Source organism: Cupriavidus sp. D384 (assembly GCF_001652915.1).
In the GTDB taxonomy this organism is placed as follows: Bacteria; Pseudomonadota; Gammaproteobacteria; order Burkholderiales; family Burkholderiaceae; genus Cupriavidus.
In genome coordinates, this window is sequence record NZ_BBQI01000009.1 from 254,279 (window position 1) to 272,521 (window position 18,243).

15 protein-coding genes are annotated in these 18,243 nt (G+C 65.1%); 9 read left to right on the forward strand and 6 right to left on the reverse strand.

Going from position 1 to position 18,243, the window contains the following annotated elements; all coding sequences use genetic code 11:
• Positions 1 to 289: 289 nt before the first annotated feature.
• On the reverse strand, positions 290 to 814 hold the full coding sequence (locus tag A9J21_RS31365; RefSeq protein ID WP_156545662.1) for a hypothetical protein: 525 nt from the start codon (positions 812 to 814) through the stop codon (positions 290 to 292).
• A gap of 560 nt (positions 815 to 1,374) precedes the next feature.
• On the opposite strand from A9J21_RS31365, the gene A9J21_RS04555 reads away from it, so the two are divergent.
• The 4 genes from A9J21_RS04555 (at position 1,375) to A9J21_RS04570 (ending at position 6,449) form a co-directional block, all read left to right on the forward strand.
• Positions 1,375 to 1,848 carry a DUF2147 domain-containing protein gene (locus A9J21_RS04555; protein WP_066732332.1) on the forward strand — a complete coding sequence of 158 codons (474 nt, stop codon included), beginning with the start codon at positions 1,375 to 1,377 and terminating at the stop codon, positions 1,846 to 1,848.
• Positions 1,849 to 2,019: 171 nt separating this feature from the next.
• The gene (locus A9J21_RS04560; protein ID WP_066732334.1) at positions 2,020 to 2,991 is read left to right on the forward strand and encodes a tripartite tricarboxylate transporter substrate binding protein; all 972 of its coding nucleotides are present in this window, start codon (positions 2,020 to 2,022) and stop codon (positions 2,989 to 2,991) included.
• A 410-nt stretch (positions 2,992 to 3,401) separates the two neighbouring features.
• Positions 3,402 to 5,687, forward strand: a complete 2,286-nt coding sequence (locus A9J21_RS04565) for a TonB-dependent siderophore receptor (protein ID WP_066732508.1) — start codon at positions 3,402 to 3,404, stop codon at positions 5,685 to 5,687.
• Between the two features lie 75 nt (positions 5,688 to 5,762).
• Positions 5,763 to 6,449, forward strand: a complete 687-nt coding sequence (locus A9J21_RS04570) for a Fe2+-dependent dioxygenase (RefSeq protein WP_066732335.1) — start codon at positions 5,763 to 5,765, stop codon at positions 6,447 to 6,449.
• A 36-nt stretch (positions 6,450 to 6,485) separates the two neighbouring features.
• Here A9J21_RS04570 and A9J21_RS04575 read toward each other — a convergent pair whose 3' ends face one another.
• Positions 6,486 to 7,376, reverse strand: a complete 891-nt coding sequence (locus tag A9J21_RS04575; protein WP_066732337.1) for a LysR family transcriptional regulator — start codon at positions 7,374 to 7,376, stop codon at positions 6,486 to 6,488.
• 152 nt (positions 7,377 to 7,528) lie between these two features.
• Between A9J21_RS04575 and A9J21_RS04580 the strand changes: the two genes are divergently transcribed.
• A complete protein-coding gene (locus A9J21_RS04580) occupies positions 7,529 to 7,927 on the forward strand; it encodes a 4-oxalocrotonate tautomerase (protein WP_066732340.1) in 399 nt (132 codons plus the stop codon).
• Between the two features lie 130 nt (positions 7,928 to 8,057).
• Positions 8,058 to 8,891, forward strand: a complete 834-nt coding sequence (locus A9J21_RS04585) for an aldo/keto reductase (RefSeq protein ID WP_066732342.1) — start codon at positions 8,058 to 8,060, stop codon at positions 8,889 to 8,891.
• A gap of 72 nt (positions 8,892 to 8,963) precedes the next feature.
• Here A9J21_RS04585 and A9J21_RS04590 read toward each other — a convergent pair whose 3' ends face one another.
• A complete protein-coding gene (locus A9J21_RS04590; protein ID WP_231906801.1) occupies positions 8,964 to 9,398 on the reverse strand; it encodes a hypothetical protein in 435 nt (144 codons plus the stop codon).
• A 272-nt stretch (positions 9,399 to 9,670) separates the two neighbouring features.
• Between A9J21_RS04590 and A9J21_RS04595 the strand changes: the two genes are divergently transcribed.
• Positions 9,671 to 10,270 carry a YSC84-related protein gene (locus A9J21_RS04595; RefSeq protein ID WP_066732345.1) on the forward strand — a complete coding sequence of 200 codons (600 nt, stop codon included), beginning with the start codon at positions 9,671 to 9,673 and terminating at the stop codon, positions 10,268 to 10,270.
• A 174-nt stretch (positions 10,271 to 10,444) separates the two neighbouring features.
• On the forward strand, positions 10,445 to 11,380 hold the full coding sequence (locus A9J21_RS04600; protein ID WP_066732346.1) for a recombination-associated protein RdgC: 936 nt from the start codon (positions 10,445 to 10,447) through the stop codon (positions 11,378 to 11,380).
• A 59-nt stretch (positions 11,381 to 11,439) separates the two neighbouring features.
• On the opposite strand, the gene A9J21_RS04605 is transcribed toward A9J21_RS04600, so the two are convergent.
• Positions 11,440 to 12,405 carry a zinc-binding alcohol dehydrogenase family protein gene (locus A9J21_RS04605; RefSeq protein WP_066732511.1) on the reverse strand — a complete coding sequence of 322 codons (966 nt, stop codon included), beginning with the start codon at positions 12,403 to 12,405 and terminating at the stop codon, positions 11,440 to 11,442.
• Positions 12,406 to 12,573: 168 nt separating this feature from the next.
• On the opposite strand from A9J21_RS04605, the gene A9J21_RS04610 reads away from it, so the two are divergent.
• The gene (locus A9J21_RS04610; RefSeq protein ID WP_404851344.1) at positions 12,574 to 13,560 is read left to right on the forward strand and encodes a tripartite tricarboxylate transporter substrate binding protein; all 987 of its coding nucleotides are present in this window, start codon (positions 12,574 to 12,576) and stop codon (positions 13,558 to 13,560) included.
• A 186-nt stretch (positions 13,561 to 13,746) separates the two neighbouring features.
• On the opposite strand, the gene A9J21_RS04615 is transcribed toward A9J21_RS04610, so the two are convergent.
• Complete coding sequence (locus A9J21_RS04615) at positions 13,747 to 14,937, reverse strand: ribonucleotide-diphosphate reductase subunit beta (RefSeq protein ID WP_066732347.1); 1,191 nt, start codon at positions 14,935 to 14,937, stop codon at positions 13,747 to 13,749.
• 131 nt (positions 14,938 to 15,068) lie between these two features.
• Positions 15,069 to 18,017, reverse strand: coding sequence for a ribonucleoside-diphosphate reductase subunit alpha (locus A9J21_RS04620; RefSeq protein ID WP_066732348.1), 2,949 nt, complete (start codon positions 18,015 to 18,017; stop codon positions 15,069 to 15,071).
• Positions 18,018 to 18,243: the final 226 nt, after the last annotated feature.

Sequence of the window (18,243 nt, forward strand, 5' to 3'; positions counted from 1 at the left end):
ATGAAGTGAGACTCTTGTCAAGGCGAATCATAATTCGTTTGTTCGATGATGTTAAGAAAAAAGTGCAAAAAAACTTGCGCGCAAGAACGAATCGATCTAATTCACGCGAGCACTGCGATCACGACACCATCGATACGCTCTCTCATCATGACGCGCGCACACCAAACGAAGTTCCGTCACGCGTGTGTTTCGATGGTCGGAGACCACCTCGCGACGGCGCTGTGCAACGCGTGCCAGCACCCTGCGTGCGCGTCCTCCAACGGCATGCTTGCCGTGCCCGTCCACGACGTCATCGCACCGCTTCGCATTGCCTGACACTGACTGGAAACCCGCATGAATAGTGGCTTTCCGACGCACACGCACGCACACGAAGACGCATCCGACAGCCGCATCGCGCAGCGTAAGCACGGACGTCGGCGATCACACTTCGGTGCGATTGCTCGACGCACGCGGCCACTGCGACAGACTGATCGCGCGACGATCGCGTCAACGCTTCGGCCGGTCTCGCGTGCGTCGATCCGACAGTTGCGCGAGCACGACGAAAGAGTGATGCGCCTACGCAACGGTTTCTCTGTTCGACGTGCATCGACACCTGCGTTTTGATGTCAGTCGCACGATCGATGATGTGTCGGCGCACGTACGAACCGGTGGTCGCGACACCGCGCTCGTCCAACATCGCGTCGTGTCGCTGGTCGAACGATCGCCGCGCGGCACCACCACCGCGATGCTCGTCGCGCCAGCCGTCGATCCAACCTGGCATCGTCCTCCCATCGGCCATCGCATCGCGCGACGGATCGGTCGGCAGATCGATCATCGGCGTCTGGCGCGCCTCGCTCGTCGCAGCCAATCCGCTGCCAGGTCAACGATTGCCGGGCACGAACATTGGGGCGCTGTGCCACACGCGTATGCGGGTTCCTACCGATGCCGTCGCCACGGCTTCGCCGCAACGCCACCGGAGTCGGTGACGTGCCGGTGTGGCGCGGTTGCGCCATCGCACACGCCGCTAGAGGAATGTCTCGGGTACGCTTCCCGCGCGGTGCTTGTTGCAGGACAAAATCCAGGCCAGCCGCCGCCCGGCGGGCGATTGCAGGTGGTGGTGCGGTACGCTCTGGTGCGTACGCAAACGGATGCGGGAGATTGCAGCGAACGACGGGCGCCAGTAGATTGGCGTCGCGCGATGCCGATGCCGGCCAGCAGGAACGCGGTTCATTGCGAACCGCTGCAATCCTCCTGGCCCGGTGCCGACATCCTGCACGTCGTGTATGACTTGCGTGTCAGACCTGCAGGCTGGCTGCATGCAACCTTGCCGACCGGAAAAAAAACCGCGCCGCGATCTGGTGAATCCGCCATCGCGACATTGAACTGGAGATCTTCATGCGCATGACCGACCCCCGCGCCCTGCTTCGCCACACCGCCCGTGCCGCCGCGTTCGCCGCCGCACTCACCGCCAGCACCTTCGCGATGGCACAAGCCACGCCGGCAGGCACATGGAACACGATCGATGACACCACCGGCAAGCCGCGCGGCGTGATCGAGATTGCCGAGAAGGACGGCGTGTACAGCGGCAAGCTCGTGAAGAGCCTGGTGCCGACCGAAGGCCCGCCCAAGGTCTGCGACAAATGTACCGACGCGCGCAAGGACCAGCCCATCATCGGCATGACCCTGCTCACCGGCCTGCGCAAGACCGGCGACAACGAATGGACCGGCGGCGAGATCCTGGACCCCGAAACCGGCAAGCTCTACAAGTGCAAGATGTCGATGGCCGACGACGGCAAGAAGCTCAATGTGCGCGGCTTCATCGGCATCAGCCTGATCGGCCGGACACAGACCTGGGTGCGCCAGCAGTGACGTTCTGATGCCACCAGGGGCGGCCTCTCTCCCGCACATGGGAGAGAGGCCCCGCAGGCCAGGCAAGAAAGGCAGCAAGAAAGACGCCACCCGCCCATTCAGCAAACTGACAGCTTCCTTCGGTAAGATCGATCCTCCGATCCTCTTTACAACAACTACCGGAGACGAAACATGCATTTCTTCCCTCGCGCCCGTACGCTGGCGCTGGCACTCGCCGCCACCTCGCTGATCGCCACCACGGCACACGCTGCCGATGCGTGGCCCAACCACGTCATCAAGTTCGTCGTGCCGTTCACGGCCGGTGGCGCCAACGACCTCGTGGCACGTGCCGGTGCCGAGGCCGTCAGCAAGCGGATTGGCCAGCCCGTGGTGATCGAGAACCGTCCGGGTGCGGGCGGCATCGTAGGCGCCGACTACGTGGCCAAGAGCAAGCCCGATGGCTACACGTTCCTGGTGGGTGCCGTGGGCACGGTCACCAACAGCCTGATCCGCACGAAGATGCCCTACCAGCCCGACGACCTGGTGCCCGTGGGCCTGATCGCCGTCAGCCCGTCGGTGATCGTGGCATCGCCGTCGCTGCCGGTGAACAACGTGAAGGAACTGGTCGAGTATTCGAAGAAACAGGGTGGCGTACCGTTTGCCACCGCCGGCAGCGGCAGCACGCCGCATTTCGTCGAAGAAATGCTTAAGGAAAAAGGCGCGCAGCTGACCGTGGTGCCGTACAAGAGCGGATCGGAGAGCATCACCGCCGTGATCGGCAACCAGGTGGCCGCCACGTCCGAAGCATCGATCGTGGTACTGCCGCAGATCAAGGCCGGCAAGCTCAAGGCGCTGGGCGCGACGTGGGACAAGCATATGCCCGCGGCACCGAACATCCCCACCACGGCCGAGCAGGGCCTGCCTGAAGTGCGCATCGGCCATTGGGCCGGCATCTTCGCGCCGAAGGGCACCGACCCCGCGATCATCAAGAAGCTCAACGCCGAGCTGACGGCCGGCATGCAGAACCCCGAGATTCGCGAACGCCTGATCCAGAACGGTATCGAGCCGGCCGGTGGTTCGGTGGAGAGCTTCGTGGCCTTCATCAAGTCGGAACGCGAACGTCTTGGCCGTATCGCCAAGAACGCCAACATGACGGCCGATTAATCGGCCGGGGCCAGCCGCGCGGGTGGCCCGGGCTTCAGGTCCGGCCCACGGCTCCGCCAGCGCACCGTCCAAAACTTTTTTGGATGAGATCACCCGCCCGGATGGTCAAATGTCTGCAAACGGCCCGCGACATGCGGGCCGTTTGCATGATGTCCAAATCTTGTCAGATCTGACATATCGCGCGCGCAATGTGCGCGTTACTGCCCCACAAGAGATAGTGCCTCGCATCCGATGTTTGAACTTGCAGACATCTGAGCGGGCGGCAGCGTGTCTGTGAGCGCGGCGCAACGTGCTTGCAGCGCGGTTGCAACGAGAATGGTTCCTATTTATATTCCCGATCGCCCGAACATTCAGCCCCGGTGGTGAAGCCGGTAAAGGGCCCGGCAGTACGGGGCGCACTGGAACTGACAATGCTCCGTCGCACCCCTGTGGCCGCCGCGCTGGTGGCCCTCTTTGCCTCACCCGCAGCCTTCGCGCAGCAGGCCGTCCAGCCCGCCGCACAGGCGCCCGCAGCACCCTCCGCAGCCCCTGCCCCCTCGACCGCCACATCGACGCCGCAGAAGGGCGAATCGGTGCCCCAGACGCTGCGCGAGGTGACTGTCCAGGGATCCTCCGCCCGCGACGACTTCAACCCCACGGGCAGCCAGTTGTCGAAGCTGCCGGCTGACCTGCGCGACGTGCCGCAATCGGTGACGATCGTGAACCGCGCGCTGATGGAATCGCAGGGGGCAAGCTCGCTGGCCGATGCGCTGCGCAACGTGCCCGGCATCACCATCGGCGGCGCCGAAGGCGGCCAGATCGGCAACAACATCAACCTGAACGGCTTCTCGGCGCGCACCGACATCTACCTGGACGGCTTCCGCGACCGCGGCCAGTACTACCGCGACACCTTCGCGCTGGACCAGGTGGAAGTGCTGATGGGTCCGTCGTCGATGCTGTTCGGGCGCGGCTCCACGGGCGGCGTGATCAACCAGGTCACCAAGAAGCCGAAGCTGCAGGCCGCCACCGAGGTCACCGGATCGGTCACGACCAACGGCCTGGTGCGCGCCACGGCGGATGTGAACACGCCCACCGGCGACACCTCGGCGTTCCGCATCTCGGCCATGGCCCAGGACGGCAAGCCGAGCACGCGCGACGAGATGACCGTGCAGGATTTCGGCATCGCGCCGTCGTGGCGTTTTGGCATCGGTACCTCGACGGAGATCACCCTTTCGGCGTTGCTCCAGCACAACGAGGACATGCCCGACTACGGCCTGCCCGCCATCAACGGCCATCCGGTCAATGTCGACCGCAATACGTACTACGGTTTCAACAACGACCGCACGCGCCAGAACATCGTGTCGCTCAATGGCGCCATCGACCACAAGTTCTCGCCCAACCTGCGCCTGCGCAACGTCACGGCGTTCAACTATGTGGAAACCGATGCGCGCGAGACCGCGCCGAACGCCGTGGGATCGATCAACGCAGCCGGCGCATTTACCGCGCTGACCACCACCAACCTGCCGCTGTCGCAGCTGTACGTGCGCCAGCAGAGCCATGACCGCAACATCCGCGACTACTCGATCTTCAACCAGACCGAGCTGACCGCGAAGTTCGATACGGGCCCGGTCAAGCACACGCTGCTGACCGGCCTGGAGTTCGGCCACGACGGCTACAACAACCAGAACTACTACCGCAACGGCAGCTGCGGCAGCACGGCGCTGAACCCGGCCACGGGCACGTCCGGCTTCGTGGCCTGCACGCCGGTCATCGACCCGCCGTACCGCGACTCGCCGGGCAACGTGGCCTCCAGCACCGGCAACCTGCAGGGCGGCTCGGCCAACACCGTGGCGGTCTACGCGAACGATTCGATCGAGTTCTCGAAGCAATGGAAGGCGGTGGCCGGCCTGCGCTACGACAAGTACATCGCCAGCATCAGCAACTCGATCAATTCCGGCAACACGGCCGGCAGCACGGTGCTGCCCAACGCCAGCCAGGACGTCCACTTCACCAGTGTGCGGCTGGGCGGCATCTGGCAGCCGACCGAGGCACAGTCGTACTACATTTCCTACGGCACCTCGTTCAACCCGTCGCTGGAACAGCTGGTGGGCACGGTGGGCCAGCAATCGCTGGACCCCGAGAAGAACAAGGCCTACGAGGCTGGCGGCAAGTGGGACCTGATGAGCGGCAACCTGTCGGTGACGTCGGCCATCTTCCGCATCACCAAGGACAACGCGCGCAGCCAGATCGACGCCACCACGTACGCGCTGACCGGCAAGATCCAGGTGGATGGCTTCCGTGCCGGCGTGACCGGCCGCATCACGCCGAAGTGGCAGGTGTTCGCGGGCTATACCTACCTGGACGCCGAGATCAAGAGCGGCATCGCGGCCGGCACCCAGGGCATGGTGCCGACCAACACGCCCAAGCACACCGCCACGGCCTGGACCAGCTATTCCATCCTGCCAAGCTGGGAAGTGGGCGGCGGCGCGTTCTACATGTCACAGCGCTATGCCAACAATACCAATACAGTGCAGGTTGGCGGCTTTGTGCGCTGGGACGGCATGATTGCCTATCACCAGCCCAAGTACGACGTGCGCCTGAATCTGTTCAACATCTTCGACAAGAAGTATTACGATGCGCTGATCCAGTCGGACGGCGGCCGGTCGGTGCCGGGCACGGGCCGTACCGCGATGCTGTCGTTCACCTATCGCATGTAAGCGCCGCCGGAGCCGCACGCCGCGCCTGGCTACCCTGCCACGGCCGGCCCCGGCGGCTTCAACCGGATTCCTCAGATGCTGGTTCGTATTCCGAAAGTTCTCAACGTCGAGCAGGTGGCCGTGGTGCTGGCCCAGCTGGAGCATGCCGGCGATGCATGGGTGGATGGCCGCGTGTCGGCCGGCTATTCCGGCGCGGCGGTCAAGTTCAACCAGCAGATCGACGAAAGATCCGAGGTGGCCACGCAGTGCCAGCACCTGATCCTGTCCGCGCTGGAACGCCATCCCCTATTTATTAGTGCGGTGCTGCCGAACATCGTCTATCCGCCGATGTTCAACCGGTACAGCGAGGGCATGACGTTCGGCGCCCATGTGGACGGCGGCGTGCGCATCCATCCGCACACTGGGCGCAAGCTGCGCACCGATGTGTCCGCCACGCTGTTCCTGTCGGACCCCGCCAGCTACGACGGCGGCGAATTGCAGGTGGAAGACACCTACGGCGTGCATGCGGTCAAGCTGGCCGCTGGCGATATGGTGATCTACCCCGCCACGAGCCTGCACCAGGTGACGCCGATCACGCGCGGCACGCGGGTAGCCAGCTTCTTCTGGATCCAGAGCCTGATCCGCGACGACGGCCAGCGCACGCTGCTGTTCGACATGGACAACGCCATCCAGACCCTCAACCAGACCAATGCCGACGAGCGCGCGCGCCGCAGCCTGGTCGGCTGCTATCACAACCTGCTGCGGCAGTGGAGCGAGACCTGAGCACACCGCCCAGGCCCGTCATATTGACGTAGCCGTTCAGCCAAATTGCTCTGCCAGCGCCTGCCGTGCCTGGCCGATGAATGCGCTCTCGCCCCGGCGCGCCCCTAATAGATAGAACTCCGCCGCCGGCAGTGCCGGCAGCTTCCAGCCGGCCACGCCCGCGGCATCCAGCGGTGTCACGCCGGGCCCGATGGCCGAAGCGTTCAGGCACGACACGCCGAGCCCGGCGGCCAGCGCCAGATGCAGGCCCGCCACGCCCGAGGCCGAGTGCGCGATCTCGAATTCGCGTCGGCGCCGCATCAGCAACTGCACGACGAACTGGTGCATCGAGCAGGTATCGGGCAACAGCACGAGCGGCAGCGTGGCCTGTGGGATTTCGGAGATTTCCGGCGCGGCGACCCAGGCCAGCGCCTCGCGCCGCAGCACCGTGCCGCCACGCGCACCGCCGGCGGTCTTCTCCGCGCCGCGCGCGCCAATCAACCGCATGCTCAGGCCGATATCGAACGCATCCATCTCGGCCGCCGCCTCGATGGCGGCACTCTTCATGACCGTGACGTGCAGCTTCAGGTAGGGATAGCGGTCGCGCAGCCGCCGCAGCATGCCGGCGATCTCGCCGGGGCGGAAATAGTCGGTCACCGCCAGCCGCAACTCGCCATCGAGCGTCTGACCACGCAGTTTCGCCAGCGCCTGCTCGTTCAGCGACAGGATCCGCCGGGCATAGTCCAGCAGCCGCGCACCCGCCGGCGTCACGGCCGCGCCTTTCTTGCCGCGTGTCAGCAACGGCACGCCGGCACGCTCCTCCAGCTTGCGCAACTGCTCGCTGACCGACGATTGCGACAGGAACAGCCGGGGCGCTGCGGCCGACAGGCTGCCGCTTTCGGCCACGGCAACAAAGGTCCGGAGCTGGTCCGTTTCGAATCCACGCATGATTTAAAGTTTCGGCTATTCCGATAGATGACATCGTATATTCCCGCTTTTCCGATTTCAAGGCAGCACCTACGATGACATCACCGCAGCACGCAAACACCCAGATACACACGCGCGCCGCAACGTGAATCCCAACCCGAAAGGAGCCTGTCATGCCCCACGTTTCCCTGCAGATTTCCGGCCATCCCGATACCGAACTGACGCGCCGCGCCGTGGCCGTGGTGGGTGAACTGACCCAGCGCGTGCTGGGCAAGGAAGCCCCCGTGATTGCCACCACCGTGACGTTCATTCCGCGCGAGCAGTGGTTTATCGGCGGCAAGCCGCTATCCGAATACGACACTGGGCGCAACGCCTTCCAGCTCGACATCAGCGTGACCGACGAGACCAACACCAAGGCCGAGAAGGCCGAGTACCTGCGCCAGTCGTACGCGGCGCTGTCGGAACTGATCGGCGACGTCAACCCGGTGTCGTATATCCATGTGATCGACGCGCGCGCGGCCGCCTACGGCTATGGCGGCAAGACGCAGGAGTTCCGGCACCAGCACCGCTGATCCCCCGGGCGCGCCCGCGCGGCGGCGATTGCTGCAGCCAGGTAAAAAGTGCCGTGCGGGCGGCGTGCTTGTGCCGCGTGGCGATGTTCACTAGTGTGGAGGGCAAGTTTCCCGATACCGGAGGCATCGCATGAAGCAAGTCACGCTGCCCGGCGGCGAGCGCGTTCCCGCGCTGGGCCTGGGCACCTGGAATATCGGCGACCACCGCGCCACGCGCGCCGAGGAAATCGCCACGCTGCAGATGGGCCTGGACATGGGGCTGCGGCTGGTGGACACCGCCGAGATGTATGGCGAAGGGCTGTCGGAATCGCTGATCGGCGAGGCGCTGGCCGGGCGCCGCGACGACGCGTTCCTGGTCAGCAAGGTCTATCCGCACAACGCCAGCCGCAAGGGCGCAGTGGCCGCGTGCGAGCGCAGCCTGCGCCGGCTGGGCACCGACCATCTGGACCTGTACCTGCTGCACTGGCGCGGGGACGTGCCGTTCGAGGACACCATCGAGGCGTTCCAGGCGCTGCAGGCCGCCGGCAAGATCCGCCATTTCGGCGTCAGCAACCTGGACCTGTCCGATATGGAGGAATTCTGGGACACCCCCGGCGGCGACGCCGTGGCGGTGAACCAGCTGCTCTACAACCTGACCCGGCGCGGCATCGAGTTCGACCTGCTGCCATGGTTGCGCGAGCGCAACGTGCCGGTCATGGCCTACTCGCCCATCGAGCAGGCCCGGCTGCTACGCAACGCCGGCCTGAAGCGCTTTGCCGAGCAGCATGGCATGACCCCGGCGCAAGCCGCGCTGGCCTGGCTGCTGGCATCGGACGACATCATTGCAATTCCGAAGACCGGCCACCGCGACCGGCTGCGCGACAACATTGGCGCGCTGGACATCACGCTGACGCCGGAACAGCTGGCCGAACTGGACAAGCTGTTTCCGCCGCCGCGTCACGCGCAGCCGCTGGCAATGCTGTAGATCGTGCAAACGTTGAATCCTTGAAACGCAGGGCGCGTCTCAAGGAGAGATGACGGGAAAGATGCCGCCGGCTCAGCGCTGGCCGGCCTTGTAGCGCTCCACTTCGACGTAGCGCGTCAGGTACGTGCGGGCCTTTTCACGCGTATCGGTGGTCACGCGCTCGGCGGCCTGGCGGGCGCTGGTCTGGCCGTGGGCGCTGCTCATCTGCGCCGACAGGTACGACTGGAAGGCATCGTGCATGACCTTGAGCTGGCCCTTGCACGCATCGATCGCCCCGGCCGCCACATCCTTCGACGTGCCCTTGCCCTTGGCGCCGTCATTGGCGCGGTCCTGCACGCAATCCATATATTTGGCGCGCTCGGCCTGCCAGCCGGAATTCATCTGCGCGGTTGCCTGTTGGGCCTCGGGCGTCTCTACCGCGGGCTGGGAAGCACATGCGGCCAGCAGCAACGCGGCCAGGGGCGTGGCGAGCGCGCCGGCACGCACCCAGGCACGGGGGCGTTGCACTGCAGCACGCGAAATCGACGATTGGGAATTGGCTTGGCGGGGGGACTTCGGGAAGGACATGAGTTTGAACGCGGTTGGCCTATGCATGCTCGACAGACCGGTATGTTAACGGCCCGGTTCCGGAACAAGTTCCCCGGATTTGCAAGAAAGTATGACGAGGTCATGTCAGAGTCCCCTACCCTCCTTGTCAGACAAAATCGCATTTGCGGATGTGCCTTGCGCGCCTATGCTTTAGAGGCGGTTGCAACACATGAACCCTCCTGGAGGAAATAATGAAACGTCGAACCTTCCTGTCCGCCGGCAGCGCTGGGCTTGTCGGCCTCACCGGTCTTTCCGTGGGCGCCCTGTCGCTTACAGGATGTAGCTTCACCGGCCCCAAAGACTCGGGCGACGCGGCGTCCAAACGGCGCGAAATCGACACGGGCGCCACTGACACGCTGAACCGCCTCTATTCCACCGCCAACGGCGCGCGGGACTTGGGCGCCAAGGCCAAGGGCATCCTGATCTTCCCGAAACTGCTGTCCGCGGGCTTTATCGTGGGTGGCGAGTACGGCGACGGCGTGCTGCGTGCAGGCGGCGCGGATCGCGGCTACTACCGGGCCATTTCGGGATCGGTCGGCTGGCAGATCGGCGCACAGTCCAAGGCCTTCATCCTGATGTTCATGACGCAGGATGCCTACGACAAGTTCGTGCGCAGCAGCGGCTGGCAGGTTGGCGCCGACGCCACCGTGGCACTGGCCACGATTGGCGCGAACGGCCAGATCGACACCAATACGGCCCAGCAGCCCATCATCGGCTTTGCCATGACCAACGCTGGCCTGATGGCCGGCCTGAGCCTGGAAGGCACGAAGATCTCGAAGCTGAATATCTGACAGACGGGCCTGGCGCCAGCCGTGCGCCAACCGGCGGCCTATCACAAGGCGCCCATGTTGCGGAACGCTTTCATTCCGTAACATGGGCGCCGTTTTTCTTGCTTTCACCCCCGCCCCCAACCGTTAGAATTCGTCCCTTGCCAATTTTCAACCCGTACGCGAGGCCGAATTCTCATGTGGTTCAAGAATCTCCAGATTCATCGTTTCTCCGCCCCGTGGACGCTGAGTGCCGAAGATGTGGAGGCCTGCCTGGCCAAACACGCGTTCTATCCCGGCACCAGCCTTGAAATGCAGACCCAGGGCTGGGCGTCGCCGCGCGACAACGACCAGCTCGTGCATTGCGTCAACAAGCAGATGCTGCTGGTGCTGCGCACCGAAAAGAAGCTGCTTCCCGCCACCGTGGTCAATCAGGTGACCAAGGCGCGTGCCGCCGAGATCGAAGAGCAGCAGGGCTTCAAGCCGGGCCGCAAGCAGCTGAAGGAACTGAAGGAACAGGTCACCGAGGAACTGTTGCCGCGCGCCTTCGCCATCCGCCGCGACACGCGCGTGTGGATCGACCCGGTCAACGGCTGGCTGGCGATCGACGCGGCCGGCACGGCCAAGGCCGATGAAGTGCGCGGCATGCTGTTCAAGGCCATCGATCCGCTGCCCGTGGTGGGCCTGCAGGTCAACCTCTCGCCCGTCGCGGCCATGACCGAGTGGCTCGCCACCGACACCGCGCCGGCCGGCTTCACGGTCGACCAGGAGATCGAACTGCAATCGAGCAGCGAGACCAAGGCAACCGTGCGCTATGTGCGCCATCCGCTGGACCCCGAGGACCTGCGTCGCCATATCGAAGCGGGCAAGCGCTGCACGCGCCTGGCCATGACCTGGAACGACCGCGTGTCGTTCGTGCTGACCGATGCGCTGGCGGTCAAGCGCGTCAATCCGCTCGACGTGATCAAGGAACAGGCCGACGCCACGCTTCACGACGAGAACGAGCGCTTTGACGCCGATTTCGCGCTGATGGCCGGCGAACTCGCAGGCATGCTGGCCGACCTGACCGATGCGCTCGGCGGCGAGCGCAAGGCCGAAGGCGCCGCCCAGGCCGATCAGCGCAAGGCAGCCTGATCGCACCTGTGCGCATCCCCTGAGCCACCGCCCGGCCCCCCGCCTGGCCGGCGGCCCGCTCAGTCGAGCGTCAGCACCACACACAATCCGGGCTCGCCCGCGCGCCGCCAGGCTACCGCCACGTCGCGCATCGGCACCTGCTCGGGCGCGTCGATCGACAGGTAGTCGGCGTGCATGCAGCCCAGCACATCCTCCACCAGGAACCGCAGGTCTTCCGCCGGCGGATGATTGGCGGGGCCGCATCCCATCAGCACCGCACGCGAGTCACGCAGCGCCGCAGGCGCCAGCATCACGCTGCCCGCCCGCCTGTCGGCGACCGACACCACCCGCGTGCCATGGTCGGCCGGCAGGGCCGGCTCTCCACCGGCCTGGACCAGCGCGGACAGCAGCAGCTCCAGCGTCTCGCCCCAGACAAAATCGAGAACCACGTCGATGCCATCGGCGGCATGGGTGGCAAACGCATGCTGCAGCAGGCTGGGCGCCTGGCCCAGGTCGATCTGCGCGTCGGCTTCGGTCATCGCCGGCAGATCGATCCGATGCGCCGCCACGATAATGCGCCCGGCGCCCTGCAGCCGCGCCGATTGCACCGCGAGCCTGCCGGCCAGCCCCGACGCCCCCAGGATCAGCACCGTCTCGCCGGGGGCCAGGTCCGCGCGCGCCCCCAGGGGCAGCCAGGCCGCCAGCGCCGGCCCCACCAGCGCGGCAGCGGCGGCGGAATCCACCGCGTGGGGCACCGGCACCACCCATTCGGCCGGCACGTACTCGGCCATCGCACCGAACGGGCTGCGGCCGGCGCGGAAATACACGCGCCGCCCATCGGCCAGGTAGCCAACGCCATCGCGCCCGCAGACATAGGGCAGTTCCAGCGGCATGCAGGCATGGTGCCCGCGCGCGATAGCCAGGTCCGCCGGCCGGATCACCGCCGCGCACACGCGCACCAGGATTTCCCCGGCACGCAGGTCCGGATCGTGGAATTGGGTAAAGCGCGGGACATCGCCCAACTGCTGCACTACAACGGCTTGCATCGTGTCGTTCTCCTTGGTTGAGATCCGCGAACGATCGTATGCGGCCATTTGCCGGGCGTCTTTGAGCCAATTCTGAAAGCGAAGCACGCGTAGAATCTGGTCAAAAGCGCAACAAGACGCCACGGACAAAGACGTCACAGCCTTTCCAACCCGTTGAGGAGATCCCCCTTGAAGTCGTTGCGCCCCCTCGCCATCCCGGCATTCGCCCCCCGTGCGCTGGCCGCCCTGCTGCTGGCCGCCGCCAGCACCGCCCACGCCGCATGGCCGGATCGCCCCATCAAGCTCATCGTGCCGTTCCCGCCCGGGCAGGCCACCGACATCTTTGCCCGCGCCCTGGCCGAGAAGCTCGGCAAGCAGCTGGGCCAGTCGGTGATCGTGGAAAACCGCGCCGGTGCCGGCGGCAATATCGGCATGGAAGTGGCCGCCAAGGCCCCGGCCGATGGCTACACGATCGTGATGGCGGGCAGCGCCATGGCGATCAACCAGACGCTGTACAAGAAGCTCAACTACGACCCGCGCCAGGACTTTGCGCCGGTGTCGGGCGTGTTCTCGGTGCCGCTGGTGTTCCTTGCCACGCCGCAATCGGGCTTCACGTCGCTGCGCGACCTGATCGCCAAGGCCAAGGCCGCGCCAGGCAAGTACAGCTACGCCAGCGCGGGCATCGGGGGCACCCAGCACCTGTCCGCCGAGATGCTCAAGGCGCAGACCGGCACCTTTATCGTCCATATCCCGTACAAGGGCAGCGGCCCGGCGCAGGCCGACTTCCTGGGCAACCAGATTCCGCTGATGGTGGACTCGGTCACGGCCGCCATGCCGCTGATCCAGACCAACAAGGCCCTGCCGCTGGCCGTGACCACGGCCAGGCGCGTGCCGCAGCTGCCATCGGTGCCCACCGTGCGCGAACAGGGCGTGCCGGGCTTCGAGGCGCTTGGCTGGGCCGTGATGATGGCTCCGGCCGCCACCCCGCCGGCCATCGTCGCCCAGCTCAATACCGAGACGGTGAAGGCGCTGCAATCGCCCGAACTGCACAAGTTCATCACCGACCGCGGCTCGGAGCCGATGCCGATGACGCCGGCCGAGACCGGCAAGTTCGTCGACAGCGAAATCCGGAAGTGGTCGGCCGTGGTGAAGCGGTCGGGCGCGACGGCCGATTGAGCCGATGGAAACCGGGGGCTTGCCCGGTTTCCGCCAAGCCATACCCCGCCCCCAAAGAAAAACGGCCACCGGGTTCTCACCCGATGGCCGCTCCTCACCCGTCCTGGCTGCGTGGACTGTTCAATGCATGTAGTTACCGCCGTGCAGCCGACCCTTCAATCGATGGTGCTTGGTACGTAGTACCAATCAGTCCCACGACAGCGCGCCGCCGGTCTGGTACTCGATCACACGCGTTTCGAAGAAGTTGCGTTCCTTCTTCAGGTCGATCATCTCGCTCATCCACGGGAACGGGTTTTCCTCGTTCGGGAACAGCTGCTCCAGGCCAATCTGCTGGCAGCGGCGGTTGCAGATGTAGCGCAGGTAGCCCTTGAACATCGGCGCGTTCAGGCCCAGCACGCCGCGCGGCATGGTGTCCTCGGCGTAGCGGTATTCCAGGTCCACGGCCTTCTTGAACAGCTCGGTGATCTCGGCCTTGAACTCGGGCGTCCACAGGTGCGGGTTCTCGAGCTTGATCTGGTTGATCAGGTCGATGCCGAAGTTGCAGTGCAGCGATTCGTCGCGCAGGATGTACTGGTACTGCTCGGCGGCACCGGTCATCTTGTTCTGGCGGCCCATCGCCAGGATCTGCGTGAAGCCCACGTAGAAGAACAGGCCTTCCATGATGCAGGCGAAGACGATCAGGCTCTTCAGCAGCTTCTGGTCGTTCTCGGGCGTGCCGGTCTTGAACGACGGATCGGTCAGGGTGTCGATGAACGGGATCAGGAACTCGTCCTTGTCGCGGATCGACTGCACTTCATGGTACGCGTTGAAGATCTCGGCCTCGTTCAGGCCCAGCGATTCCACGATGTACTGGTACGCGTGCGTGTGGATGGCCTCCTCGAAGGCCTGGCGCAGCAGGTACTGGCGGCATTCCGGCGCCGTGATCTGGCGGTAGGTGCCCAGCACGATGTTGTTGGCGGCCAGCGAGTCGGCCGTCACGAAGAAGCCCAGGTTGCGCTTGATGATGCGGCGCTCGTCCTCGGTCAGACCGTTCGGGTCCTTCCACAGGGCGATGTCGCGCGACATGTTGATTTCCTGCGGCATCCAGTGGTTGGCGCAGCCGGCCAGGTACTTTTCCCACGCCCACTTGTACTTGAACGGCACCAGCTGGTTCACGTCGGTGGCACCGTTGATCACGCGCTTGTCGGCGGCGTTCACGCGGCGCGTGCTCTGGGCGGCGGCGGCGTTCGGGTTGTTGCCGAGGATGCCCGACGGCGCCGTGGCGGCCGGCGGCAGTACGCCTTGCTGGTCGACCGTGGCGGACGGCACGGCGGGTTGCAGGGCAGGCTGCGGGGCAGCTTGCGGCGTGGCTTGAACGTCGTCGTCCCAGCTCAGCATGTTGTGTTCTCCGAAAATTCGATTAGGGGCGGCTTGGCGGCTGCGCGTCGGCATCCGATACGCTCGCCCTCTCCCCCGGCCCCTCTCCCGCACGGCGGGAAAGGGGAGCAGCCCGAGGGTGACTCAATGTCTTACTGGCAGGCTTCGCACTCTTCGAAGCCGGGGTCGCCCGGACGCATCGTGCAGACCGCGCCTTCGGCTTCCGGCATGGCCGGGGCCGAGGCGGCAGCCGCGTCGATGCCCGACTGGCCGTCGGCACCCGACGACACCGCGTTCAGCGAACCGCGCGTCACGGTGGACTTCTCCACGTGCGTGGCAGCGATCGTGCGCAGGTAGTACGTGGTCTTCAGGCCACGCAGCCAGGCCAGCTTGTACGTGTCGTCCAGCTTCTTGCCCGATGCGCCGGCCATGTAGATGTTCAGCGACTGGGCCTGGTCGATCCACTTCTGGCGGCGGCTTGCGGCTTCCACCAGCCAGGTCGGCTCCACTTCGAAGGCCGTGGCGTAGACGTCGCGCAGTTCTTGCGGAATGCGGTCGATGCGGGCCAGCGAACCGTCGAAGTACTTCAGGTCGGCAACCATCACTTCGTCCCACAGGCCGCGGTCCTTCAGGTCGCGCACCAGGTAGTCGTTCACCACCGTGAATTCACCCGACAGGTTCGACTTCACGTACAGGTTCTGGAACGTCGGCTCGATGCAGGCAGACACGCCGATGATGTTCGAAATGGTCGCGGTCGGGGCGATCGCGATGCAGTTCGAGTTGCGCATGCCGTGCTGCTTGATGCGGGCGCGCAGGCTGTCCCAGTCCATCGTCGACGACAGGTCCACGTCCAGGTAGCCGCCGCGCTCGTCGGCCAGCAGCTTCAGCGAGTCCTGCGGCAGGATGCCACGGTCCCACAGCGAACCCTGGTAGGTGCTGTAGCGGCCGCGCTCTTCGGCCAGTTCGGTCGACGCGTGGTAAGCGTAGTAGCAGACCGCTTCCATCGACGTGTCGGCAAACTTCACGGCGGCGTCGCTGGCGTACGGCGTGCGCAGCACGTGCAGGCAGTCCTGGAAGCCCATGATGCCCATGCCCACCGGACGGTGGCGCAGGTTCGAATTGCGCGCCTTCTCCACCGCGTAGTAGTTGATGTCGATCACGTTGTCGAGCATGCGCATCGCGGTGCGGATCGTCTTCTGCAGCTTGGTGTGGTCCAGCACGTACGTGCCGTCGGCCTGCTGCTTCAGGTGGGCCACCAGGTTCACCGAACCCAGGTTGCACACGGCGATTTCGCTCTCGTTCGTGTTCAGCGTGATTTCCGTGCACAGGTTCGAGCTATGCACCACGCCCACGTGCTGCTGCGGGCTGCGGATGTTGCACGGGTCCTTGAACGTGATCCACGGGTGGCCGGTCTCGAACAGCATGCCCAGCATCTTGCGCCACAGCTGCATGGCCGGCACTTTCTTGAACAGCTTCAGTTCGCCGTTGGCAGCCTTGGCTTCATAGCCCAGGTAGGCCTGCTCGAATGCCTTGCCGACCTTGTCGTGCAGGTCCGGGCAGGTGGCCGGCGAGAACAGCGTCCATTCGCCGTTTTCCATCACGCGCTTCATGAACAGGTCCGGAATCCAGTTGGCCGTGTTCATGTCGTGCGTGCGGCGGCGGTCGTCGCCGGTGTTCTTGCGCAGCTCCAGGAATTCCTCGATGTCCAGGTGCCACGTTTCCAGGTACGCGCAGACCGCGCCCTTGCGCTTGCCGCCCTGGTTCACGGCCACGGCCGTGTCGTTGACCACCTTCAGGAACGGCACCACGCCCTGCGACTTGCCGTTGGTGCCCTTGATGTGCGAGCCCAGTGCGCGCACGTTGGTCCAGTCGTTGCCCAGGCCGCCGGCAAACTTCGACAGCAGCGCGTTTTCCTTCAGGGCTTCGTAGATGCCTTCCAGGTCGTCCGAGACCGTGGTCAGGTAGCACGACGACAGCTGCGAGCGGCGCGTGCCCGAGTTGAACAGCGTCGGCGTGGACGACATGAAGTCGAACGACGACAGCAGCTGGTAGAACTCGATGGCGCGGGCTTCGCGGTCCTTTTCCTCCAGCGCCAGGCCCATCGCCACGCGCATGAAGAAGGCCTGCGGCATTTCGATGCGCACTTCGTCAACGTGCAGGAAGTAGCGGTCGTACAGCGTCTGCAGGCCCAGGTAGTTGAACTGGAAGTCGCGCGAGGCATCCAGCGCGGCGCCCAGGCGGGTCAGGTCGTACGTGGCCAGCTTTTCGTCCAGCAGCTCGGCTTCGATGCCGCGGGCGATGAACTTCGGGAAGTACTCGGCGTACTTCGTCGACATTTCAGTCTGGGTCACTTCGGCGCCCAGGATTTCCTTGCGGATCGTGTGCAGCAGGATACGGGCGGTCACCTGGCTGTAGGCCGGGTCCTTCTCGATCAGCGTACGCGCGGCCAGGATGGCCGAGTCGTAGACCTGCGTCATCGGCACGCCGTCGTACAGGTTCTTGAGCGTTTCCTTCAGGATCGGCTCGGCGCTGACAGCATTGCCAAGGCCGCTGCAGGCGTTGTCGATCAGCGCGTGCAGCGCCACCAGGTCCAGCGGACGGGTGGCGCCATTGTCGGTCACGTTGAACGACGCGCCGGCTTCCTGCACGCGGGCCACGGCCTGCGCGTTGGCCTGGGCACGCTCCTGCGTGCGCTTTTCGCGGTACAGCACGTAGGCACGGGCCACCTCATGCTCGCCCGAGCGCATCAGCGCCAGTTCCACGTGATCCTGCACGTCTTCGATATGGAAGGTGCCGCCGTTCGGGCGGCTGCGCACCAGCGCGCGCACCACGGACTGCGTCAGTTGCTCCACCAGCTCGCGCACGCGGGCCGATGCCGCACCCTGGCCACCGTTGACGGCCAGGAAGGCCTTGGTCACGGCCACGGCAATCTTGTTCGGTTCGAACGCCACCACCGAGCCGTTGCGGCGGATCAGCTTGTAGTCCTGGTACGAAACGCCTGCGGCGGCAGGGCTCTGCTGCGAGCTACCGGCTGCTGCGCCACCAATGCCAGTTGCGCCAGTCACGCCGGTGGTTTGTTGTTCGTTTTGGGCCGTTTGCATGAGGTAACTCCGGTATTAACCCTGAAATGAATATTGCTGTTCTTGTACTGAGACGACAAAGTCCCTAGCAAAATGCGCTGTACTAGTCACTTGATTCAGGCCATGCCAGATGCGAACCAAACTGCTCGTGCGAACACTTTGCTAGGGACTTTCGGTGCTGCGCCGGCCCCGCTAACCCATCTGCAGTAGATGCCGCATGCTGCCGCGACGTTTTCTGCACTTCCGG